Raw genomic sequence first — 21792 nt, forward strand, 5'->3', positions numbered from 1 at the left:
TCCATATTTTGACGAACTTTGGTGAGGAACGGAAAATAATACGACGAAGTGGCTTCTTATATGATCGTCTATTTCCTGATTTATTGTTCGTATTTTTCTCGAACCGGGCCATCCCGTTGCACAGGTCGAAAGAAAAACTGCTCGCCCATTCGATTTTTTCAACGCTGCCGTGTGCTGCACAGAGGCCGGTCGCATCGTCCTAAGTCCGTCCGTCGACAATCCCGCGAGAGCTGGTCATCGGGTTTTCAATGTTCTCGCGGATGGATCGCCATGCGGATGTGGTCCAGGCGAGAGCGATTCACCGTTTCACGAAAACGCCGAACCGCTCTATCTCTTTGTTTTTACGCAATTCCCAAGAGAAAGCGCTGTGCGCTTTTCCCGGGAAAACCGTTTCACACTCTTCCTGGAATTGCTTTAGCCGGCTCCTTCGTTCTGCTCCTGACCCTGGTGTGGCCACAGGTTGCCGCCCAGGCGCAGCACACTTCCGAGCCACTGAATGTCGGGGTCTTCGTCAATCCTCCCTTCGTCATGAAGGAAAACGGACGGTTCACCGGCATGGCCGTCGATCTCTGGCAGGATATCGCCCCGAAACTGGGCCGCCAGTATCATTACATCGAATTCCAAACGGTGCACGATCTCGTCGAGGCGACTGCTTCCGGCAAAGTCGACGTGGCAATCACCAACCTCACCATAAATCGGCCCCGGGCGGAACGGATCGATTTCACCCAACCCTGGTTCGACGGCGGTATGCGGATCATGACCGGAACGGATCAGGGAAGGGGCTTCAGCAATCTGATTGCGGGTCTCAGCGATGCCGGCTTCCTGGCAGCCTATGGCTGGATCGCCCTGATCATCATGGTTGCCACGGTCCTGCTCACCATCTTCGATCGCCAGTTCGACGAGGCTTTCCCCAAACGGTGGCGCGACGGTATCGCCGAGAGCTTCTACACGGTGATGTCGGTCGCGGCGTCCGGCAAGGCATCGTCGCGAAGGAATCTCTTCGGCTGGATCGGGCGCATTTGGCAGGGTCTATGGCTGATTTGCGGTGTCGCGGTGCTTGCTTATGTCACCTCGTCGGTCACGAGCGTGATGACGACCCTTTCGCTCACCAACCGGATCAACGGCATCGCCGATCTCACCGACAGGACGGTCGGCGTGCTGACGGGAACGGTCGAGGAGAATTTTGCTCGGGAACGGGGACTGCAGACACAGACTTATCCTGGTCTGGATCGCGCCGTCGAAGGCTTGGTGAATGGCGAAGTGACCGCCATCATCGCCGACGCGCCGGTTCTCGAATACTATGCCTATACGCATCGCAATCTGCCGGTGAGAGTGGTCGGGCGCCTGTTCGAACCAGACAAGTATGGTTTCGCGCTTCCGCTCCAGAGCCTCTTGGCCCGCCCACTGACGATAGAGCTGCTCGGCGCCCGTGATGCGGGTGAAATCGAGGCGCTGCGGACCAAGTATTTTGGAGCGCCTCACTGAGCCATCATTCATGGCTGGAACGGCCCAAATGCGGGCGATGCGTGGCGTTTCCGGCCCGCCGGCTCCACAGGTTCAGCCGACTTGCCGCGGTGTGCACCGCAACATCCGCTTGGAGAATGGCGGCCGGATGTGCCAAGGTTCGGTTGATGAAACGCCGATCTCCGGGGCCCCATGGCAATTCTGGCAGCCGTCTACCACCTGACCCACTATAAATACGACCGGCCGGTGGTGCTCGGCCCACAGATCATCAGGCTGCAACCGGCGCCGCATTCCCGCACCAAGGTGCTCAGCCATTCGCTCAAGGTCGAGCCGGCGAACCACTTCGTCAACCTGCAGCAGGACCCGTATGGCAATTTCCTTGCCCGCTTTGTCTTTCCGGAGCCGGTGAGCGAACTCAAGATCGAAGTCGACCTCGTCGCCGACATGACGGTCTACAATCCGTTCGATTTTTTTGTCGAGCCATCGGCCGAGACGTTTCCGTTCGAATACCCGGAAGAGATCCGCGACGATCTCGCCATCTACCGGACACCGGAGCCGGCGGGACCGCTGCTGTTGGCCTTGCTCGCAACCATCGACCGCAGCGCGCCGAATACTGTCAATTTCCTCGTCGATCTCAATGCCAGGCTGCAGCGCGAGATCGCCTATATTGTGCGCATGGAGACCGGCGTGTTCTCGCCGGAGGAAACGCTGGCCGCGAAGAAAGGGTCGTGCCGCGATTCGAGCTGGCTGCTGGTGCAGATCCTGCGCAATCTCGGGATCGCGGCGCGCTTCGTGTCGGGCTATCTGATCCAGCTCAAGCCCGACCTCGTCGCGCTCGACGGGCCGCCCGGCACATCGGTCGATTTTACCGATCTGCATGCATGGTGCGAGGTCTATCTTCCTGGCGCCGGCTGGATCGGCTTCGACCCGACCTCCGGGCTGCTCACCGGGGAAAGCCACGTGCCGCTCGCCGCGACGCCGCATTTCCGCAACGCGGCGCCGATTTCCGGCATGGCGAGCTTTGCCGAAGTCGAGTTCGGCTTCGACATGCGGGTCGACCGCATCGCCGAGCATCCGCGCATCACCAAGCCGTTTTCAGACGAAAGCTGGCAGGCCCTCGATGCGCTCGGCAACAAGGTCGATGCGGCACTTGCTGCGGGCGACGTGCGGCTGACCATGGGCGGCGAGCCGACCTTCGTGTCGATCGACGATTTCGAAGCGGACGAGTGGAACACCGCCGCCGTCGGGCCGACCAAACGCGAGAAGGCCGACGTGCTGATCCGAAAGCTGCGCGAACGCTTCGCGCCGGGCGGCTTTCTGCATTACGGGCAAGGCAAGTGGTATCCGGGCGAAAGCCTGCCGCGCTGGACCTTCTCGCTCTACTGGCGCACCGACGGCGAGCCGGTGTGGAGCGATCCGTCGCTGATCGCGCACGAAAAGAGCGAGGCCGATATCGGGCCGAAACAGGCCGAGAGCCTGCTCACCGCGATCGCCGGCGAACTCGGCATAGACGAGACCATGGTCAGCGAAGCCTATGAGGATCCGGCCGAGTGGCTGCTCAAGGAAGGCAAGCTGCCCGACAATGTCGATCCGTCCAATTCCAAGCTGGAGGATCCGGAAGAACGCAGCCGCATGGCAAAAGTGTTCGAACGCGGGCTGACCAAACCATCGGGCTACGTGCTGCCGGTGCAACGCTGGAACAGCCAGGCTTCGGGCCAGCGCTGGCGGTCGGAAAAATGGACGACGCGGCGCGGCCGGCTATTCCTGGTGCCGGGCGATTCCCCGGTCGGCTATCGCTTGCCGTTGGGAACGCTGCCCTATGTTCCGCCGGAGCAGTTTCCCTACATCGTGCCGGTCGATCCGTCGCTACCGCGCGGGACGCTGCCCGCGCGCGAAGCTATATTACCGGGGCCGGCTCCGGCCGAACGCGAAGGCGCCGATGAAATGGCGCGCCGCCAGCAGGCGGCTTCCTTCACGGCCGCGACCGCCCAGCAGGACCGGGTCGAACAGGAAATCACCGAGATCGGCGGCGCGGTGCGCACGGCACTTTCGGTCGAGCCGCGCGACGGACGGCTCTGCGTGTTCATGCCGCCGGTCGAGGCGCTGGAGGATTATCTCGAACTGATCGCCGCCGCCGAGAACGCGGCAAAGGCGATCGGCCTGCCCGTGCATATCGAGGGCTATGGCCCGCCGCACGATCCGCGCCTCAACGTCATCCGCGTCGCGCCGGACCCCGGCGTCATCGAGGTCAACATCCATCCGGCTTCCAACTGGCAGGATTGCGTGGCGACCACGACGGCGATCTACGAGGAGGCGCGGCAGACGCGGCTTGGCGCCGACAAGTTCATGATCGACGGCCGCCACACCGGTACCGGCGGCGGCAATCACGTCGTCGTCGGCGGCGCCACGCCCAATGACAGCCCGTTCCTGCGCCGGCCCGATTTGCTGAAGAGCCTGGTGCTGCAATGGCAGCGGCATCCCTCGCTGTCCTACCTGTTCTCGGGCCTGTTCATCGGCCCGACCAGCCAGGCGCCGCGTTTCGACGAGGCGCGTCACGATTCGCTCTACGAACTCGAAATCGCGATGGCGCAGGTGCCGCACCCGGATCAAGGCGGAGCACCCCTGCCATGGCTGGTCGACCGCCTGTTCCGCAATCTGTTGACCGACGTCACGGGCAATACGCACCGCTCGGAAATCTGCATCGACAAGCTGTTCTCGCCGGATGGTCCGACCGGGCGGCTCGGCCTGGTCGAATTCCGCGGCTTCGAGATGCCGCCCAACGCGCGCATGTCGCTGGCGCAGCAATTGCTGGTGCGGGCGATCATCGCGCGCGCGTGGAAGAACCCGCTCGACGGACGCTTTGTGCGCTGGGGCACCTCCCTGCACGACCGCTTCATGCTGCCGCATCATGTCTGGGCGGATTTTCTCGACGTGCTCGACGATCTCAAGCTCAACGGCTTCGAGTTCCGTCCCGAATGGTTCGACGCGCAGCTCGAATTCCGCTTTCCGTTCTGCGGCGAAGTCAGCCAGGCCGGCATCAAGCTGGAATTGCGGCAGGCGCTGGAGCCGTGGCATGTCATGGGCGAGCAAGGCGCGATCGGCGGCACCGTGCGCTTCGTCGATTCCTCGGTCGAACGGCTGCAGGTCAAGACCGAAGGGCTCAACCCCGAGCGTCACGCCATCGTCTGCAACGGCCGCATCGTGCCGATGAAGGTGACGGACAACAGGGAAATCGCGGTGGCCGGCGTCCGCTTCAAAGCCTGGCAGCCGGCTTCGGGCCTGCATCCCGCATTGCCGGTCAACACGCCGCTGGTCTTCGACATCTATGACCGCTGGTCGGGGCGGGCAGTCGGCGGCTGCGTCTACCATGTCGCGCATCCCGGCGGGCGCAGCTACGACACGTTCCCGGTCAACGGCAACGAGGCGGAGGCGCGCCGGCTCGCCCGCTTCGAGCCGCGCGGCCACACGCCATCCTTCTATGTGCTGCGCGAGGAACAACCGGCGGAAGATTTTCCGATGACCCTTGACCTCAGGCGGCCGGCAAGACTCTGATCAGCGATGGCAAAGGGGAATCACAAGAGGGTACGCGGCAAGCCGCAGACCCGTAGCCTGCTGGAGCACTACCAGCCGATCGACGGTATCGCCGACGAGATGGTCGATGCGTCGGGCAATCCCCGTCCGGTCTGGAAGCACTTCATCGAGGCGCTCGACGAGCTGGGCGCCGATGAGCTCGGCCAGCGCTTCGCCCGCGCCGACCAGTATCTACGCGACGCCGGCGTCTATTACCGCGTCTACGACAAGTCCGGTGCCAACGAGCGGGAATGGCCGCTGGCGCACATTCCATTGCTCATCGAGGACGGTGAGTGGGCCGCGATCAGCGCCGGGCTGGTGCAGCGCGCCGAGCTGTTCGAGGAAACCATCGCCGACATTTACGGGCCGAACCGGCTGGTCGAGAAAGGCGTACTGCCCGCCGGGCTGATCGCCGCGAGCCCGGAATATTTGCGGCCCGTGGTCGGCACAAGGCCGGCCGACGGTCATTTCCTGCATTTCTGCGCCTTCGAACTCGGCCGTGGTCCGGACGGCCAGTGGTGGGTGCTGGGCGACCGCACCCAGGCGCCGTCCGGCGCCGGCTTTGCGCTGGAAAACCGGGTCGCCACGACGCGCGCGCTGTCCGATATCTATGGCGAGATGCATGTCCACCGCTTAGCCGGCTTCTTTCGCCGCTTCCGCGACGCGTTGATCGGCATGGCGAAGGAAACCGACGGCCGCGTTGCCATCCTGACGCCGGGGCCCCTCAACGAGACCTATTACGAGCACGCCTATATCGCCCGCTATCTCGGCATCATGCTGCTCGAAGGCGAGGACCTCACGGTTTCGGGTGGCAGGCTGATGGTGCGGACGGTTTCGGGCCTGATGCCGCTCGGCGTGCTCTGGCGGCGGCTCGATGCCGCCTTCGCCGATCCGCTCGAACTGCGCTCGGATTCGCAGATCGGCACGCCGGGGCTGGTCGAGGCGGTCCGCCGGGGTGCGGTTGCGACCGTCAATGCGCTGGGCTCCGGACTGATGGAAACGCGCGCGCTGCTCGCCTTCCTGCCCAATATCGCGCGCGAGCTGCGCGGCGAGGAGCTTAAGCTGCCGACGATCGCGACATGGTGGTGCGGGCAAGGACCCGAACGCGCCCATGTGCTTGCCAATATAGACCGCATGGTGATCGGCCCGGCCCTGTCGACCAGGCTTGCCTTCGAGGATGACGGACAGACGCGGCTCGGCTCGGCGCTGTCGGCGGGCGAGCGGGCGGAGCTGGTGGCGCGCATCGAGCGCGACGGCGGCGGCTTCGTCGGCCAGGAAGCCGTGACGCTGTCGACGACACCTGTCTATGTCGGCGGCCGGCTGGAGCCACGGCCGGCGAGCCTGCGCGTCTACCTGGCGCGAACCCCGGAGGGCTGGACCGTGATGCCGGGCGGCTTTGCCCGGGTCGGCCTGCCGCTCGACCCGACGGCGCTCGCCATGCAGCGCGGCGGCCAGGCGGCGGATGTCTGGGTGGTCAGCGACCGTCCGGTGGAGCGCGAGACGCTGCTGCCGCAAGAGGGCGACAGTTTCAACCGCACCAGGCCGGGCAGCCTGCCCAGCCGCGCGGCGGAAAACCTGACCTGGCTCGGCCGCTACATCGAACGCTCGGAAGACACGGTGCGCATCCTGCGCGCCTATCATGTGCGGCTGGCCGAGACCTCCGATCCCGACATGCCGCTGCTGGCCGACATCAGGGATTACCTCGAACCGTTCGGCGTCGATCTCGAAACGGCGATACCGTCCGGACTGATCACCACGCTGGACAGCGCGGTGTACAGCGCCGGGCAGGTTCGCGACCGCTTCTCGCCCGACGGCTGGCTGGCGCTCAAGGACCTGTCGAAGACCATTCATCGGTTCGCGACCACGGTGGCGCCGGGCGACGACGCGACGCGGGCGATGACGGTCATCCTGCGCAAGCTCGCCGGCTTTTCCGGCCTGCTGCACGAGAACATGTACCGCTTCGCCGGCTGGCGCTTCCTCGAGATCGGCCGGCGGCTGGAGCGCGGTATCCAGATCGCCCGCACGCTGTCGCGGCTGACCAGCGACAAGGCGCCGGACGGGGCACTGGACATGATGCTGGAGATCGGCGACAGCGTGATGACCCACCGCCGGCAATATCCGGTGCAGGCCGGCAGGCGCACGGTGATCGATCTCCTGGCGCTCGACCCGCTCAATCCGCGCTCCATCCTGTTCCAGCTCGAAAGGCTGAAAGCCGAGATCGGCCTGTTGCCGCCGGTCGGCGGCGAGGGGCACATGTCGCCGGCGGCAAAGGAGATCCTGCAGCTCAACACGCAGATTGCCATCAAGGAGCCTTCGGACATGACGGCAAAGGCGCTGGACGATCTCGCAAGCGAGATAGGCGGCCTCTACAGCAGCCTCGCCAAAGCTTATTTCGGGTAAGGGAGGTTCCGCAAAAGTGTCGCACGGTTTTGCGACAAGGACCTGCGCCAAGACAAGAAAAGTAAAGCATGCTCTACGATATCAGGCTTCAGCTCCATTACGACTACGCCACGGCGGCCGGCGGCGGCCGGCATCAGATCCGTGTGCTGCCGCCGACGATTTCCGGCGTGCAGCGCGTCATCGCGGCGTCGCTCTCGCTTGCGCCGGCGCCTAACGAGCGATCGGACTTTTCCGACTTTTTCGGCAACAACGTCACTTCGGTCGTCTTTCGCGATGCGCATGAGACGCTCGACATCAGGATGAGCGCACGGGTTTCGGTATCGCGGCCCGAACCCGGGCTCGACGTGTCGCCCGACATCGACCGGCTCAGGCAGGAACTGACGGCGGTGCGGTCGCTGGCACCGGCCGCGCCGCACCATTTCCTGGCCGCCAGCGGCCACGCAGGCATTGATGCGGCGATTACCGCTTACGCACGCGACAGCGCCGGAGGATCGGCCGCCGGCATGGCGATCGACCTGTGCAACCGCATCCATCGCGATTTCACCTATGATGGCGAGGCGACAACGGTGCGAACCCTGGCCAGCGACGCGTTCCGGCTGAAGCGCGGCGTCTGCCAGGACTTTTCGCACATCATGATCGCGGGCCTGCGGGGACTCGGCATTCCGGCCGGCTATGTCAGCGGTTTCCTGCGCACCATCCCGCCGAAGGGAAAGCCCCGCCTGGAAGGCGCCGATGCCATGCATGCCTGGGTCAAGGTCTGGTGCGGGCGCGACGCCGGCTGGCAGGAGTTCGACCCGACCAACGGCATGCGGGCCAGCAACGACCACATCACCGTCGGCCATGGCCGCGACTATTCGGACGTGGCGCCGATCGTCGGCGTGCTGAAGACCACCGGCGGACAGGTCGCCGAGCAGGCTGTCGACGTCATTCCGGTCGTGCTCGAAAAGGCTTAGGAGTGGACCCGCATGCGCGAGGGGGCCTGTCGCTGCAATTCAGGCCTGTCAACTGCAGTTCAGAGTGGACAGGACGACTTCTCAAATGTAGACGCGGCGGCTAATCTCTATTCGTTTTGAAGGCACCAATAGTTGTATTCTTTATGCGCTGGAGCGCGAGGTCTGTAATTGAGAGCGGTCAGCGTCGTCATTCCTGCCCACAATGCGGCGGCAACCATCGCGACGACGCTGGCCTCGCTCGGCAGTGAGGCCGGGGTCATCGGCGAGGTGCTGCTGGTCGATGACGCGTCGACCGACCGTACGGCGGATGCGGCACGGCAGGCCGCGGCGCGGCTGTCGCTGCCGTTGCGTGTCTTGCCCGCCAAGTGCCGCGACGCCGGCGGTGCGCGCAACGTGGCGCTGGCGCAGGCGATCCATCCCTGGGTGTATCTGATCGACGGGGACGACCTGCATCTTCAAGGCGGGCTGCGCGCTTTGCTGCGGCGGGCGGAGAGCCAGCCGGCCGCAGACATGATCGTCGGCGCCTACCGGCGACGGGTGGATGGCCAGGACCGGAAGATCAAAGTGCCGAACGGCTATCAGGCGGGCTGCCTTGCAAACGCCTCGGCCTATGTCACAGGCGATATACGCTCGGTCGCTGTGGGCAGCGTGCTGGCATCGCGGCGGCTGATCGGGCAGACGCGGTTTCCCGTCGGGCTGGCCTATGACGAGGACACGCTGTTCTGGGCTCAGCTGATGAGCAAGGCATCGATGGCCATGATCGAGCAGCCCGTCATGGTTTATGAAGTTTCGCCGGAGCGTTCCGACGACCGTTTTGCCATCAACCCGGTGCGGCGTTTCCTGGAATGGCGCAAGGAACTGCGCACGCTCGCCGCTTGCAATATCCCGATCTCGGCGCTCAAGGCCAGGGAAGGGCTTGTCGCCCTCAAGATCGCCCGCGTCCACTACGCGCGTGGCGATCTGGACACCGCCGCGCGCTTCCTCGCGGTGGCGACGGCGGCGCCGAAACGGCGCTCGGAAGCCTGGCGGTGCCTGCGCTACAGGCTCAAGCTGGCGGTGCGGCGCCGGCTAGCGGCTCCGCCGATAGCGCTGCAAGGCGCCTTGTAGCTCGGCCCTGGCCAGCGGCCGGCGCGACCGGCTTTTCCGACGGCAGGGAACCAGCGGTCGGCCAGCGGCTTATCTACGGGGTATTTTCGTGGAGCCACCATGCTGGAGAGATCCGCATCGTCGCACGGCCGATCGGCTGCCGGCGACGTCGTGCCAAAAAACGGGGCGCAGATCGCGGCCGAAAAGGCATCGCTGACCTATGTCAGCGATGCCGAGCCCGGTATCCGGCGGCTGAAGACAGGCAACGGATTCACCTACAAGGGACCCGATGGGCGGCCTGTCGCTGCCGATACCAGGGCGCGCATCGAGGCGATCGTCATTCCGCCGGCCTGGACGGATGTCTGGATTTCGCCCGACGCCGACGGCCATATCCAGGCGACCGGCCGAGACCAGCGCGGACGCAAACAATATCGCTATCATCCGCAATGGGCCGAAGAGCGCGACGGCAACAAATATTCAAGCCTTGCCGCCTTCGCCGAAAGTCTGCCGGCCCTGCGGCAACGGGTAGACGCGGATCTGCGCCGGCACGGCCTGCCGCTCGAACGTGTCGTAGCGGCGGTCGTCTGGCTGCTCGACAACACGATGATCCGCGTCGGCAATGCCGCCTACGCCCGCGACAACAAAAGCTTCGGCCTGACGACGCTGCGCGACCGCCATGTCGATATCAGGGGATCGAGCCTGCGCTTCGCCTTCAAGGGAAAATCAGGCAAGGAATGGCGGCTGAAACTGGTCGATCGCCGCATCGCCGGGGTCGTACGCGGCGCCCAGGATCTGCCGGGCCAGAAGCTGTTTCAGTATCTCGACGAAGAGGGCAACAGGCGACCGCTGCGCTCCGACGACGTCAACCACTATATCAGGGAGGCAGCCGGCCCCGATTTCAGCTCCAAGCATTTCCGTACCTGGGGCGGGACCATCCATGCCGCGTCGCTGTTCGCGCAGACGGAATTGCCGCAAGGCGAGGCGCAACGGAAGCGGGCCATGAACAGCGTCATCGACAAGGTCGCCGAGCGGCTGGGCAACACGCGTGCCGTCTGCCGCCAATGCTACATCCATCCACGGGTTTTCGAGGCCTGGTCGCGAGGCCGGCTGCTCGATGAAATGGCCGAGGCCAACCAGCGCAAGCGGCCGATAAAGGGTCTCGACGACGAGGAAGCACTGGTGCTGCGATGGCTTAAGGCCCACGAGCACTAGACCCGACGCCGCCGAATGCATGCCATCGATTTTTTTATCGCGCCGTGTCGGGATCGGTCCTAGTGTTTCGTCCTTTGACACAGAAGAGGACAAACCATGCTCTACGCTATCCTGTGCTATGCTTCCGAAGACGTCGTCTGCTCCTGGAGCAAGGAGCAGGACGATCAGGTCATGGCTAACCTCCTCGATGTCCAGCAGAAATACGCAGACGTCGGCCGGCTTGGCCCGGTGGCGCGGCTTTTGCCGACGACGGCGGCGACGACGCTGAGGAAGGTCAAGGGCGAATCGGTCGTCATCGACGGTCCGTTCGCCGAGACCAAGGAACAGTTCCTGGGTTTCTACACGCTCGAATGCGCCGATCTCGACGAGGCGGTCGAATTCGCGCGCGAACTTTCCGAGGTCAATCCGAGCGGCGGGTCCTATGAAATCCGGCCGGTATCCATCTTCAATCCCGCCAAGGTTCCCGCATGACCGAACTCGCCTGGATCAGCTCCGCGATCAGCGCCGCCCGCCCGCAGGCGATGGGCGCGCTGCTGCGCTATTTCCGCGATCTCGACACGGCGGAGGAAGCTTTCCAGGACGCGTGCCTCAGGGCGCTGAAGAACTGGCCGCAGAACGGGCCACCGCGCGACCCGGCGGCCTGGCTGATCTTTGTCGGCCGCAACAGCGGCATCGACGCGGTGCGCAAGCGCGCCAAGCAGGCGCCGATGCCGGAAGAAGACCAGATCTCCGATCTGGAAGACGCCGAGAGCGATATTGCCGAGCGGCTGGACGGCGCGCATTACCGCGACGACATATTGCGGCTGCTGTTCATCTGCTGCCATCCCGACCTGCCGGCGACGCAGCAGATTGCGGTGGCGCTACGCATCGTCTCGGGTCTCTCGGTCAAGCAGATCGCGCGCGCCTTTCTGGTCGGCGAGAGCGCGATGGAACAGCGCATCACCCGCGCCAAGGCGCGCATCGCCGACGCCGGCGTGCCGTTCGAGACGCCGGGCGCGGTCGAACGTTCCGAGCGGCTCGCGGCGGTCGCGGCCATGGTCTACCTGATCTTCAACGAGGGCTATTCGACCAATAGCGGCGAGGCGCCGGCCCGCGCGCCTCTGTGCGAGGAAGCGATCCGGCTCGCCCGGCTGTTGCTGCGGCTGTTCCAGACCGAGCCGGAGATCATGGGGCTGGCGGCGCTGTTGCTTCTCCAGCATGCGCGCGCGCCGGCCCGTTTCGACGAAAATGGCGAGGTCGTGCTGCTCGAGGACCAGGATCGCGGCCTGTGGAGCCGCAAGATGATCGACGAGGGGCTAGCGCTGGTCGACAAGGCGCTGCGCCATCGCAAGCCCGGCCCCTACCAGGTGCAAGCGGCGATCGCCGCGCTGCATGCGCGCGCCGAAAAGGCCGAGGATACGGACTGGGTGGAGATCGACCTGCTCTACGGCCTGCTCGAACAGATGCAGCCGTCGCCGGTGATCACGCTCAACCGCGCGGTCGCGATCTCCAAGGTGCGCGGCCCGCAAGAGGCCCTTGCCATGATCGAGCCGCTCGAACAGCGGCTTTCCGGTTACTTCCACTTCTTCGGTCTCAAGGGCGGGCTCTTGATGCAACTCGACCGGGGCGAGGAGGCACGTGTCGCCTTCGACCGCGCCATTGCGCTCGCCAACACGGCGGCGGAAGCGGCCCATATCCGCATGCATATAGACCGCCTGATGAAAGAGGGCGCCGTGCGCGCGCCGGCGCAGAAAGCAAACTGAGCGCCACTCTGCCTTTTTTGCTCGATCGCGTCGTGGCTCAATCATGCGGCTTGGGCTTGGACCATGCCGGGGTGGCGATTTTCTCCCGAAACGCGTAATGGCACGCCATGACAGCGACCGAAGTGCCGGCAGGCAGGTGAGGGCGCAAGGCTTGGACCATCGCCATTTGATGGCGGGATCTGAAAAGGAACAAAAAATGACGATAGCGAAGGAAACGGCCGAGCTTCTGGCGAAACTGGGCGTGGCTGGGGAGGCACTCGTCGGGGGCGACCTCATCGTGCGCAGCCCGTTGACGGGCGAAGAGATCGCGGCTCTGAAGACGATTTCGCCGGCTGATGCTGCAAGCACCATCGAAGCCGCGCACAAGGCTTTCCAGGCTTGGCGGCTGGTGCCGGGTCCCCGGCGCGGCGAGTTGGTGCGGCTCCTGGGCGAAGAGTTGCGCGCGCACAAGACCGAGCTCGGACGGCTGGTGTCGATCGAGGTCGGCAAGATTCCCTCCGAAGGCCTGGGCGAAGTGCAGGAGATGATCGACATCTGCGATTTCGCCGTCGGCCTGTCCCGTCAATTGTACGGCTTGACCATCGCCACCGAGCGCCCGGGCCATCGCATGATGGAAACCTGGCACCCGCTCGGCGTCGTCGGTGTCATTTCGGCCTTCAACTTCCCGGTCGCGGTGTGGTCGTGGAACGCAGCCCTCGCGCTGGTCTGCGGCGACGCGGTGGTGTGGAAGCCGTCGGAGAAGACGCCGCTGACCGCACTTGCCTGCGAAGCGATTTTTGCGCGCGCGGTGAAGCGCTTCGGTACTGACGCGCCGGCAGGGCTGGCGCCGGTGCTGATCGGCGACCGCGCCGTCGGCGAGATCCTGGTCGACCATCCCAAGGTGCCGCTGGTTTCGGCCACCGGCTCGACGCGCATGGGCCGCGACGTCGGCCCGCGGCTGGCCAAGCGCTTCGCGCGCGCCGTGCTGGAGCTCGGCGGCAACAATGCCGGCATCGTCTGCCCGACCGCCGATCTCGACATGGCGCTGCGCGCGATTGCCTTTGGAGCGATGGGCACGGCCGGGCAGCGCTGCACGACGCTGCGGCGCCTGTTCGTGCATGAAAGCGTCTACGACGCCCTGCTGCCGCGGCTGAAGAAGGCCTATCAGAGCGTCTCGGTCGGCAATCCGCTGGAGACGTCCTCGCTGGTCGGGCCGCTGATCGACAAGGCCGCATACGAGGCCATGCAGAAGGCGCTGAAGGAAGCTGCCGCCCAGGGTGGCAAGGTGACCGGCGGCACGCGTGTCGAGAACGGGCATCCGGACGCCTATTATGTGCATCCCGCGCTGGTCGAGATGCAGAAGCAAGTCTCGCCGGTGACCGAAGAAACCTTCGCGCCGATCCTCTATGTGATGAAATATTCGGATTTCGACGCGGTTCTCGACGAGCACAACGCCGTCGGCGCCGGCCTGTCGTCGTCGATCTTCACCCGCGACCTGCAGGAATCCGAGCGTTTCCTCGGCGTCGACGGTTCGGATTGCGGCATCGCCAATGTCAACATCGGCACCTCCGGAGCCGAGATCGGCGGCGCCTTCGGTGGTGAAAAGGAAACCGGCGGCGGCCGCGAGAGCGGCTCCGATGCGTGGAAAGCCTATATGCGGCGCGCCACCAACACGGTGAACTATTCCAAGGCGCTGCCGCTTGCCCAAGGCGTCTCGTTCGACATCGATTGAGAACGCCGCTTCCGGCCCGGGTGACTTTGCACAGCCGAGCCGTTCGTACCGGGGCAATCGCTTCAGATCGTTTCCAACTTGCCGAACCAACCGGTCGTCCAAGTCAGCGCTGCCCCTCACCTGCCTGCCCGTCCTCCGCAGCAGCTGCGCTGCAGCTGCGGAGGGTGGACCGGCATCCTCTCCCCGTATAGTGACGGGGAGAGGGGAGCTCACGCCGGTTTCGCCAATCCCCAACGTCGCAAGAAAGACCCGCAGGTTGCGGCCAGCCGCAGCGGCAGTCTCAGCGGTCGGTGAAAAAACAGGCGTCGAAGGCACTGTCGACAATAGCCAGCTTGGCCGCCTGGACGGTCATGTATTCCTCGTAGAACCGGTGCGAGACCCACATCACCGAATGGCCGCGCTGGCCGAGCCAGCCGACGCTGCCAAGCTTCTCGGCGTCGCGTAGTTTGCGGCCAAGATGGGTGCGCGAGAGCTTGAGCCACCTAGCGAAGTCGCCGATCGAAACCACGCTGGTCGGTATCTGATCCAGGCCGGCATCGTCGGGATCGATGCCCGACATCAGCCAGTCCATGACGATACCGCCATTGTTGAGCCAGATGAACAGCGAAAAGGTCTGATTGGGCTCGCGCACCGGCTTGGAGGCAAGCAGACCGTCCGCCACCAGTGGCTGGAGTCTGGATACCATGTCGGGCCGTTCCATGAACCTGGCCAGCCGGTCGCCACCGTCGATATGATCCAGCGTCCGCAGATGGGCAAGAACCCAGCCGGTGAATGTCCGCACGGTCGCTTCCGTCGGCTGCAAGGGGTGCGTACGCCCATCGCCACCCGCGACGTACTCGGCAACCTTGTAATGCAGCATCTCCTTGATGAACGCGTCCGCCGTGTTGCGGCTGGCCACCGTGTGCCGGTGCACCACCTCGATGAACCGCGATACCGTCAGATCCTTGCGCCGGTCGAGCGGGTCACGCCTGAAGTGCATGGCGAGGCCGACATGACCCATCAGCCACCGCTGCTGCGTAGCGAAAATTGAAGCCAGCCGCGGGCTGTCCTCATAAATTCGGATCAGTGCCAGCGACTGTTCCTGAACGCAGCGATGCAGAGCCGGATGGCGGGCAATGTTTTCCAAATCCAGCGCCATCCGGCTGATGCTCCAATCCGACTCCACGGCCCGACTCCACGGCGAGTCACGGCCCATTTTTCAGCCGTTCAAGAATCGTGTCCAGAGGTACCAAATGCGGAGGCCAGGCCAGGCCCAATCACGATCGATTATGCCGCAGCTTGCTAACCGGTTTGCCGTGGCTTGGAAACCCTTCCCAGGGCATGGAAGACGTCGCGCCTGTCTCCGCCGCCGCTTCGGCCCAGTGGGAATTCGCGAAGATTTGTCGGAGGTGCCGTGCGAGCATTGCCGGCCCGCCTCAGCCGTTTGGATAATAGCCGCCATCAGCGCCGTCGCCGATGTAGAAGCCGCCGCCCGTGGCGTTTCGCAGCCGCTGATCCAGGTCCCCGACCTGGCCGAGCAGATCCCGATATGCGCCGCCGTGCGCGGCCGCGCGATGGACGGCGTCGGCCCTCGCCATCAGCTCGTGCTCCTGCTCGTCGGTGATCGCCTTGGCGGTCCTGGCGTGGATAATCCCTTGCTTCACGCCCTGGAGCTGGTCCAGGACCACTCTTGCTGCAACGGACATGCCTTGCGGTTCGACCCTGTGGCGTTGGACCGCGTAGGCGCTCGACAACGGGGCTGCCGCCAGGAGCGATGCGATCGCTATGATCCTTGGTCTGAAAATGCGCATGGTCGCGCCTCCCTTTTTACAGGGAAAGCGGTATGGGTATCGCTTTCCGAACACGGGCGCCCGTCGCGTCGCGATGATCGTGTCATCGCCGGCGGTTCGTCGCCCGCAATGCTGATATAGCGATGTTCCAGTTCCTTGGATGGCAGGGAACGCAGAGTTGACATGTTGTGATCGCAGCAGCGCGGTTTCAGTCTGCTGCCGCTGTGTCGTCGAGCAGGCCCCAAGCGCCTCTCACTCGGCCGCTTGAACCCGGTTGGTCTGGATGATCGCGCGGATCTCGGAGCGGCAGGAGCCGCAATTGGTGCCGGCCTTCAGCGCGCCGCCGACGGCCTCGACGGTGGTGCAACCGGCCGCGACCGCCGCCACGATCTGGTTGACCCCGACGCTGAAGCAGGAGCAGACGGTGGCGCCCGCATCGGGCCGGTCGGCGCCGGCGCGACCGGCGACGATCCTGAAGCGTTCGCGCTGGCTGGTGTGGGTGTCCTCGAGCTGTTCAGCCGCCCAGCCCCGCGACACCGCGACCGGGCCGGCGGCGATGAACAGGGCGCCGGCAAGACGGTCGCCATCGAAAGCAGCAATGCGATGCTGTCCGGCATCGCTGTCGTGATAGGCGAGCATCTCGGCTGCGGGTGCGTGGAAGAGCGCGCCGGCGAAGGCCGCCCAGTCGATCGCGTCGTCGTCGAAGGCAAGCTCGACCCGCCAGCCGCCGCGGCATCTGGCAACCGCCCAATAGGCCGCCGTCGCCGGTTCCGGCCGAGTGCGTGTCACGGCGAAGCCGAAGGTCTTGGCGGCGAATTTTTCGATGCGCGCCGCTACATGTTTCAGCGCCGGCTGGCCCGAGACCGGATCGACGAGCGGCGCGGTGAGCGTGTCGAGCCGGCTCCTGCCGGCGAACTGGTCGGTCCAGTGCATCGGCGCGAACACACTGCCGCGGCGCTGGCGAGCCGTAATCAGGGCGCGGACCAGCACTTCGCCGCGCGGACTGGAGACACGCACGATGTCCGCGTCGCCGATGCCGAATTGCTGGGCATCGGCCGGATGGATTTCGACGAAAGGCTCGGCGATGTGCTGGGACAGCCGCGGGCTTTTGCCGGTCCGCGTCATCGTGTGCCAATGGTCGCGAATGCGGCCGGTGTTGAGGATCAGCGGGAATTCGGGGGTGGTGCGAGTGTCGGTTGCCGGGCGGATGGCGATGAATTTGGCTTTGCGGTCGGGTGTGTAGAAATTGCCGTCGGCGAAGAAGCGGGTGCTGGAAAGTCCATGTCGAGTTTGAGCGCCCCCCTCTGTCCTGCCGGACATCTCCCCCGCAAGGGGGGAATTTGGTTGATTCGGCGATGGCGCTCGTTCTGCGACGTTGGCAGTTAGCGAAGGCGGCCCCAACAGCCCATCTCCCCCCTTGAGGGGGAGATGGCCGGCAGGCCAGAGGGGGGCGCCTTGGCTCGGAGCCGGCCATTGGAACGGCGTCAACCTCTCGTAGCTCTCATCATCAATTCCAGCATAAGTCCCAATATCGAAATCCCGCGCGCCGTCATTCTCGAACCTGGACAGCGCGGCATGCTCGCCAAAAATCTCGGCCGGCGCGTCATAGGAAAACGCCTCGCCGAACCCCATCCGCTTGCCCACTTCGGCAATGATCCACCAGTCGGGCCGCGCCTCGCCGGGCACGCCCAAAAAGGCGCGCTGGCGTGAGATGCGGCGCTCGGAATTGGTGACGGTGCCGTCCTTCTCGCCCCAGGCGGCGGCCGGAAGCCGGACATGGGCATGGCGGACGGTATCGGTCCTGGCCAGCACATCGGAAACCACGACGAACGGGCAGGCCTTGATCGCGGCTTCGACAGCATCGGCATCCGGCATCGAGTCGACCGGATTGGTGGCCATGATCCACAGCGCCTTGATGCGCCCGTCGGCCACGCCCTTGAACATCTCGACCGCTTTGAGGCCGGGCTTTTCGGCAATTTCAGGCGCGTTCCAGAAGCGCCGCACGCGGTCGCGATGCTCGGGGTTTTCGATCTCCATATGGGCGGCGAGCATGTTGGCCATGCCGCCGACCTCGCGGCCGCCCATGGCGTTAGGCTGGCCGGTGACCGAAAACGGGCCCGCGCCGGGCTTGCCGATACGCCCGGTGGCGAGATGGCAGTTGATGATGGCGTTGACCTTGTCGGTGCCCGACGACGATTGGTTCACGCCCTGGCTATAGACCGTCACGGTTTGGGGAGTGGCGGCAAACAGGCTGTAGAAACGGACGAGCTCATCCTCGCTCAGGCCGGTGGCGGCGGCGATGCCGGCAAGGTCGAGCGCCGAGGCAGCGAAAAGGGCTTGTCCGAAGCCGGTGGTATGCGCGGTGATGTAGGCGCGGTCCAGAGCGTTGTGCCGGCCGAGATAGGCGAGCAGGCCGGTGAACAGAGCGACGTCGCCATCGGGCGCGATCGCCAGATGCATGTCGGCGATATCGGCGGTCATGGTGCGGCGCGGGTCGACCAGCACGATCTTCATCTCGGGCCGTTTTTCGCGGGCCGCCGCGATGCGCTGGTAGAGCACGGGATGGCACCAAGCGAGATTGGAGCCGACCAGCACGATCAGGTCGGCAAGCTCCAGGTCCTCGTAGGTTCCAGGCACCGTGTCCGAGCCGAAGGCGCGGCGGTGGCCGGCGACCGACGAGGCCATGCAGAGCCGCGAATTGGTGTCGATATTGGCCGAGCCGACAAACCCTTTCATCAGCTTGTTGGCGACGTAATAATCCTCGGTCAGCAGTTGCCCGGAGACGTAGAAAGCGACCGCGTCGGGGCCGTGCTCGGCGATGGTTTGCGAGAAGGTCGAGGCGACGAGGTCGAGCGCCTCGTCCCAGCCGGCGTGGCGGCCATCAATCTCCGGACGAAGCAACCTGCCGTCGAGGTCGATGGTCTCGGCCAATGCCGAGCCCTTGGAGCAGAGCCGGCCGAAATTCGCCGGATGGTCGGGGTCGCCGCGGACGCTGACTTCGCCGTCCGCGGAGACCTTCGCCAGCACGCCGCAGCCTACCCCGCAATAGGGGCAGGTGGTCCTCACCTCGCGCGCTTCCTCAATCTCCATGATTTCAGGCCGCGCGGCTGGCCAGCGCTTCCAGCGCGATGAACAGGCGCTCGCCCTCGACCTTCACGGGAATAGTGCGCACCGCGCCCTCGTCGGCGCCGAGCGCCTTGCCGGTCTCCAGCGAGATCACCCAATTGTGCAAGGGGCACGTCACCGCCGCGCCATGGACGATGCCCTGGCTGAGCGGGCCGCCCTTGTGCGGGCAATGGTCGTCGATGGCATAGACCTGGTCGTCCTGAGTGCGGAAGACGGCGACTTTGCCCTCGGGTGTGGAGACGCAGCGCGCGCCACGGCGGGGGATGTCGGAGAGCGTGCCGATCGATACCCAGTTCATCTTCATCATTCCGCCGCCTCTGCAAAACCTACCGAAGCCATCGGCCGGAATTCGTGCTTGTCCTTGCCGGATACGCGTTCCGACCAAGGGTCGACCTGGGCGAATTTCTGGCTGAAGATGAAGCGTTCGTAATAGGCCTTGCGCTTCTCGCCATCGTCCATGATCTGGCGCTTGATCTCGGCTATCCCCACGCGCTTGGCCCATTTGTAGATGCGCTCGAGATAGCGGGCCTGTTCGCGGTACATCTGCGTCAGTGCCACGATGTGCTCCAGCGCCTCGTCCTCGGTCTTGACCATGCCGAGCACCTCGGTGCCCTTGATGTCGAGGCCGGCGGCGCCGGCGAAATGGATCTCGTAACCACTGTCGACGCAGATGACGCCGACATCCTTGCAGGTCGCCTCGGCGCAGTTCCTCGGGCAGCCGGACACCGCCATCTTGACCTTGGCCGGCGTCCAGGAACCCCACATGAATTTCTCGATGCGGATGCCGAGGCCGGTCGAATCCTGCGTGCCGAAGCGGCACCAGTCGGAGCCGACGCAGGTCTTCACGGTGCGCAGGCCCTTGGCATAGGCATGGCCGGAGACGAAGCCGGCCTGGCCGAGATCGGCCCACACCGCCGGCAGGTCTTCCTTGCGGATGCCGAGCATGTCGATGCGCTGGCCGCCGGTGACCTTGACCATCGGGATTTCGAACTTATCGACGACATCGGCGATGGCGCGCAATTCGGCGGCGTTGGTGACGCCGCCCCACATGCGCGGCACCACCGAATAGGTGCCGTCCTTCTGGATGTTGGCGTGGACGCGCTCGTTGATGAAGCGCGACTGGTAGTCGTCGGCGTACTCATCCGGCCAGTCGCAGACGAGATAGTAGTTCAGCGCCGGCCGGCATTTGGCGCAGCCGCAGGAGGTCGTCCATTCCAGCTCCTGTATGACGGCCGGAATAGTCTTCAAACCCTTGGCCTTGATCAGCCGGCGTACTTCGTCATGGCCGAGCGTGGTGCAGCCGCACATCGGCTGGACGGCCGCCGGGTTGTAGTTGTCGCCGATGGTCAGCACCATCAGCTTCTCGACCAGCCCGGTGCAGGAACCGCAGGAGGCCGACGCCTTGGTGTGGGCGCGCACGTCGTCGAGCGAGTTCAGGCCCTTGGCCGTGATCGCACTGGTGATCTTTCCCTTGCATACGCCGTTGCAGCCGCAGATTTCCGCATCATCCGGCAAGGCTGCAACGGCCGCCATAGGGTCCAGCGGGGCACCCCCCTGGTAGGATTGGCCGAAGATCAACGTGTCGCGCATCTCCGATATGTCGGTCTGCTTCTTCTTGAGGTCGTTGAACCAGGCGCCGTCTGCCGTCTCGCCATAGAGCACGGTGCCGATGATACGGTCATCCTTGAGCACGAGGCGCTTGTAGACGCCGGCGGCGGCGTCGCGCAGCACGATCTCCTGGCGGTCTTCGCCCTCGGCGAAATCGCCGAGCGAGAACAGGTCGATGCCGGTGACCTTGAGCTTGGTCGGCGTGTCCATGTGGACGAAGGCCGCCGCCTCGTCGCCGGCAAGCTGGCTGGCGGCAACGCGGGCCATCTCGTAGAGGGGCGCGACCAGGCCATAGACCTGGCCGTTGACCTCGGCGCACTCGCCGAGCGCGTAGATATCGGGATCGTTGCTGCGCATGCCGGCGTCGACGACGATGCCGCGATTGACGGCGATGCCGGCTTCCTTGGCCAGCGCGGCATTCGGCCGGATGCCGACCGCCATCACCACCAGCGTCGCCGGGATGATGGTGCCGTCGGCGAGTTCCACCTGCTCGACCTTGCCGTTGCCCGTGATGGCCTGGGTGTTGGCCTTGGTGACGACCTTGATGCCGCGCTGCTCGACGGCACGCTGCAGGAGGTAGCCGGCGGCCGGGTCGAGCTGGCGCTCCATCAAGGTCGGCATGACATGCAGCACGGTTACGTCCATGCCTTGCGAATTCAGCCCCGCCGCCGCCTCGAGCCCGAGCAGGCCGCCGCCGATGACGACGGCCTTGGAGCGCGACTGCGCGGCGAGCATCATGGCCTGTACATCGTCGAGGTCGCGGTAGGTCAGCACGCCCGGCAGGTCATGGCCGGGCACCGGAATAATGAACGGCACCGATCCGGTGGCGATGACCAGCTTGTCGTAAGGTTCCGTCACGCCATGATCGGAGGTGACGGTCTTCGCCGTCCGGTCGATGGCGACAATCTTGTGGCCCTTGTAGAGGGTGATGCCGTGCTTGATGTACCAGCCATCGCCATGGATGATGATCTCCTCATAGGCCTTTTCACCGGAGAGAACCGGCGACAGCATGATGCGGTCGTAGTTCACCCTGGGCTCGGCGTTGAAGATGGTGACCTGGTAGCGGTCTGGCGCCTTTTCCAAGAGATGCTCCAGCATGCGCCCGGGGGCCATGCCGTTGCCGATGATGACGAGTTTTTCGGTCATGTTCC

The 21792-nt window shown here is 64.9% G+C and carries 14 protein-coding genes; 9 read left to right on the forward strand and 5 right to left on the reverse strand.

Annotated elements, in window-relative coordinates; genetic code table 11:
* Positions 1–60: 60 nt before the first annotated feature.
* The 9 genes from NKI49_RS05195 to amaB all read left to right on the forward strand — a co-directional run bounded on the left by NKI49_RS05195 (position 61) and on the right by amaB (position 14138).
* On the forward strand, positions 61–1485 hold the full coding sequence (locus NKI49_RS05195; RefSeq protein WP_352603247.1) for a transporter substrate-binding domain-containing protein: 1425 nt from the start codon (positions 61–63) through the stop codon (positions 1483–1485).
* Between the two features lie 171 nt (positions 1486–1656).
* Positions 1657–5016 carry a transglutaminase family protein gene (locus NKI49_RS05200; protein ID WP_352603249.1) on the forward strand — a complete coding sequence of 1120 codons (3360 nt, stop codon included), beginning with the start codon at positions 1657–1659 and terminating at the stop codon, positions 5014–5016.
* 6 nt (positions 5017–5022) lie between these two features.
* On the forward strand, positions 5023–7434 hold the full coding sequence (locus tag NKI49_RS05205) for a circularly permuted type 2 ATP-grasp protein (protein WP_352603251.1): 2412 nt from the start codon (positions 5023–5025) through the stop codon (positions 7432–7434).
* A 68-nt stretch (positions 7435–7502) separates the two neighbouring features.
* Positions 7503–8387, forward strand: coding sequence for a transglutaminase family protein (locus tag NKI49_RS05210; protein WP_352603253.1), 885 nt, complete (start codon positions 7503–7505; stop codon positions 8385–8387).
* 168 nt (positions 8388–8555) lie between these two features.
* On the forward strand, positions 8556–9494 hold the full coding sequence (locus NKI49_RS05215) for a glycosyltransferase family A protein (RefSeq protein WP_352603255.1): 939 nt from the start codon (positions 8556–8558) through the stop codon (positions 9492–9494).
* A gap of 99 nt (positions 9495–9593) precedes the next feature.
* Positions 9594–10685: a DNA topoisomerase IB gene (locus NKI49_RS05220; RefSeq protein ID WP_352603257.1), complete on the forward strand. Its 1092-nt coding sequence runs from the start codon at positions 9594–9596 to the stop codon at positions 10683–10685.
* Positions 10686–10781: 96 nt separating this feature from the next.
* A complete protein-coding gene (locus NKI49_RS05225; RefSeq protein WP_352603259.1) occupies positions 10782–11156 on the forward strand; it encodes a YciI family protein in 375 nt (124 codons plus the stop codon).
* Positions 11153–12427, forward strand: coding sequence for an RNA polymerase sigma factor (locus tag NKI49_RS05230; protein WP_352603261.1), 1275 nt, complete (start codon positions 11153–11155; stop codon positions 12425–12427). The genes NKI49_RS05225 and NKI49_RS05230 overlap by 4 nt, the downstream gene beginning before the upstream one ends.
* A 196-nt stretch (positions 12428–12623) precedes the next feature.
* Complete coding sequence (gene amaB / locus NKI49_RS05235) at positions 12624–14138, forward strand: L-piperidine-6-carboxylate dehydrogenase (RefSeq protein WP_352603263.1); 1515 nt, start codon at positions 12624–12626, stop codon at positions 14136–14138.
* A 280-nt stretch (positions 14139–14418) separates the two neighbouring features.
* On the opposite strand, the gene NKI49_RS05240 is transcribed toward amaB, so the two are convergent.
* The 5 genes from NKI49_RS05240 to nirB all read right to left on the reverse strand — a co-directional run bounded on the left by NKI49_RS05240 (position 14419) and on the right by nirB (position 21787).
* Positions 14419–15276, reverse strand: a complete 858-nt coding sequence (locus tag NKI49_RS05240) for a hypothetical protein (protein ID WP_352603265.1) — start codon at positions 15274–15276, stop codon at positions 14419–14421.
* A 277-nt stretch (positions 15277–15553) separates the two neighbouring features.
* Positions 15554–15928, reverse strand: a complete 375-nt coding sequence (locus NKI49_RS05245) for a hypothetical protein (protein ID WP_352603267.1) — start codon at positions 15926–15928, stop codon at positions 15554–15556.
* Between the two features lie 231 nt (positions 15929–16159).
* Positions 16160–18997 carry a nitrate reductase gene (locus NKI49_RS05250; RefSeq protein WP_352695549.1) on the reverse strand — a complete coding sequence of 946 codons (2838 nt, stop codon included), beginning with the start codon at positions 18995–18997 and terminating at the stop codon, positions 16160–16162.
* A gap of 4 nt (positions 18998–19001) precedes the next feature.
* On the reverse strand, positions 19002–19331 hold the full coding sequence (nirD, locus tag NKI49_RS05255; RefSeq protein WP_352601189.1) for a nitrite reductase small subunit NirD: 330 nt from the start codon (positions 19329–19331) through the stop codon (positions 19002–19004).
* A 5-nt stretch (positions 19332–19336) separates the two neighbouring features.
* Positions 19337–21787, reverse strand: a complete 2451-nt coding sequence (nirB, locus tag NKI49_RS05260; protein ID WP_352601174.1) for a nitrite reductase large subunit NirB — start codon at positions 21785–21787, stop codon at positions 19337–19339.
* Positions 21788–21792: the final 5 nt, after the last annotated feature.

The organism is Mesorhizobium sp. M0587 (assembly GCF_040320945.1).
Taxonomy (GTDB): domain Bacteria; phylum Pseudomonadota; class Alphaproteobacteria; order Rhizobiales; family Rhizobiaceae; genus Mesorhizobium.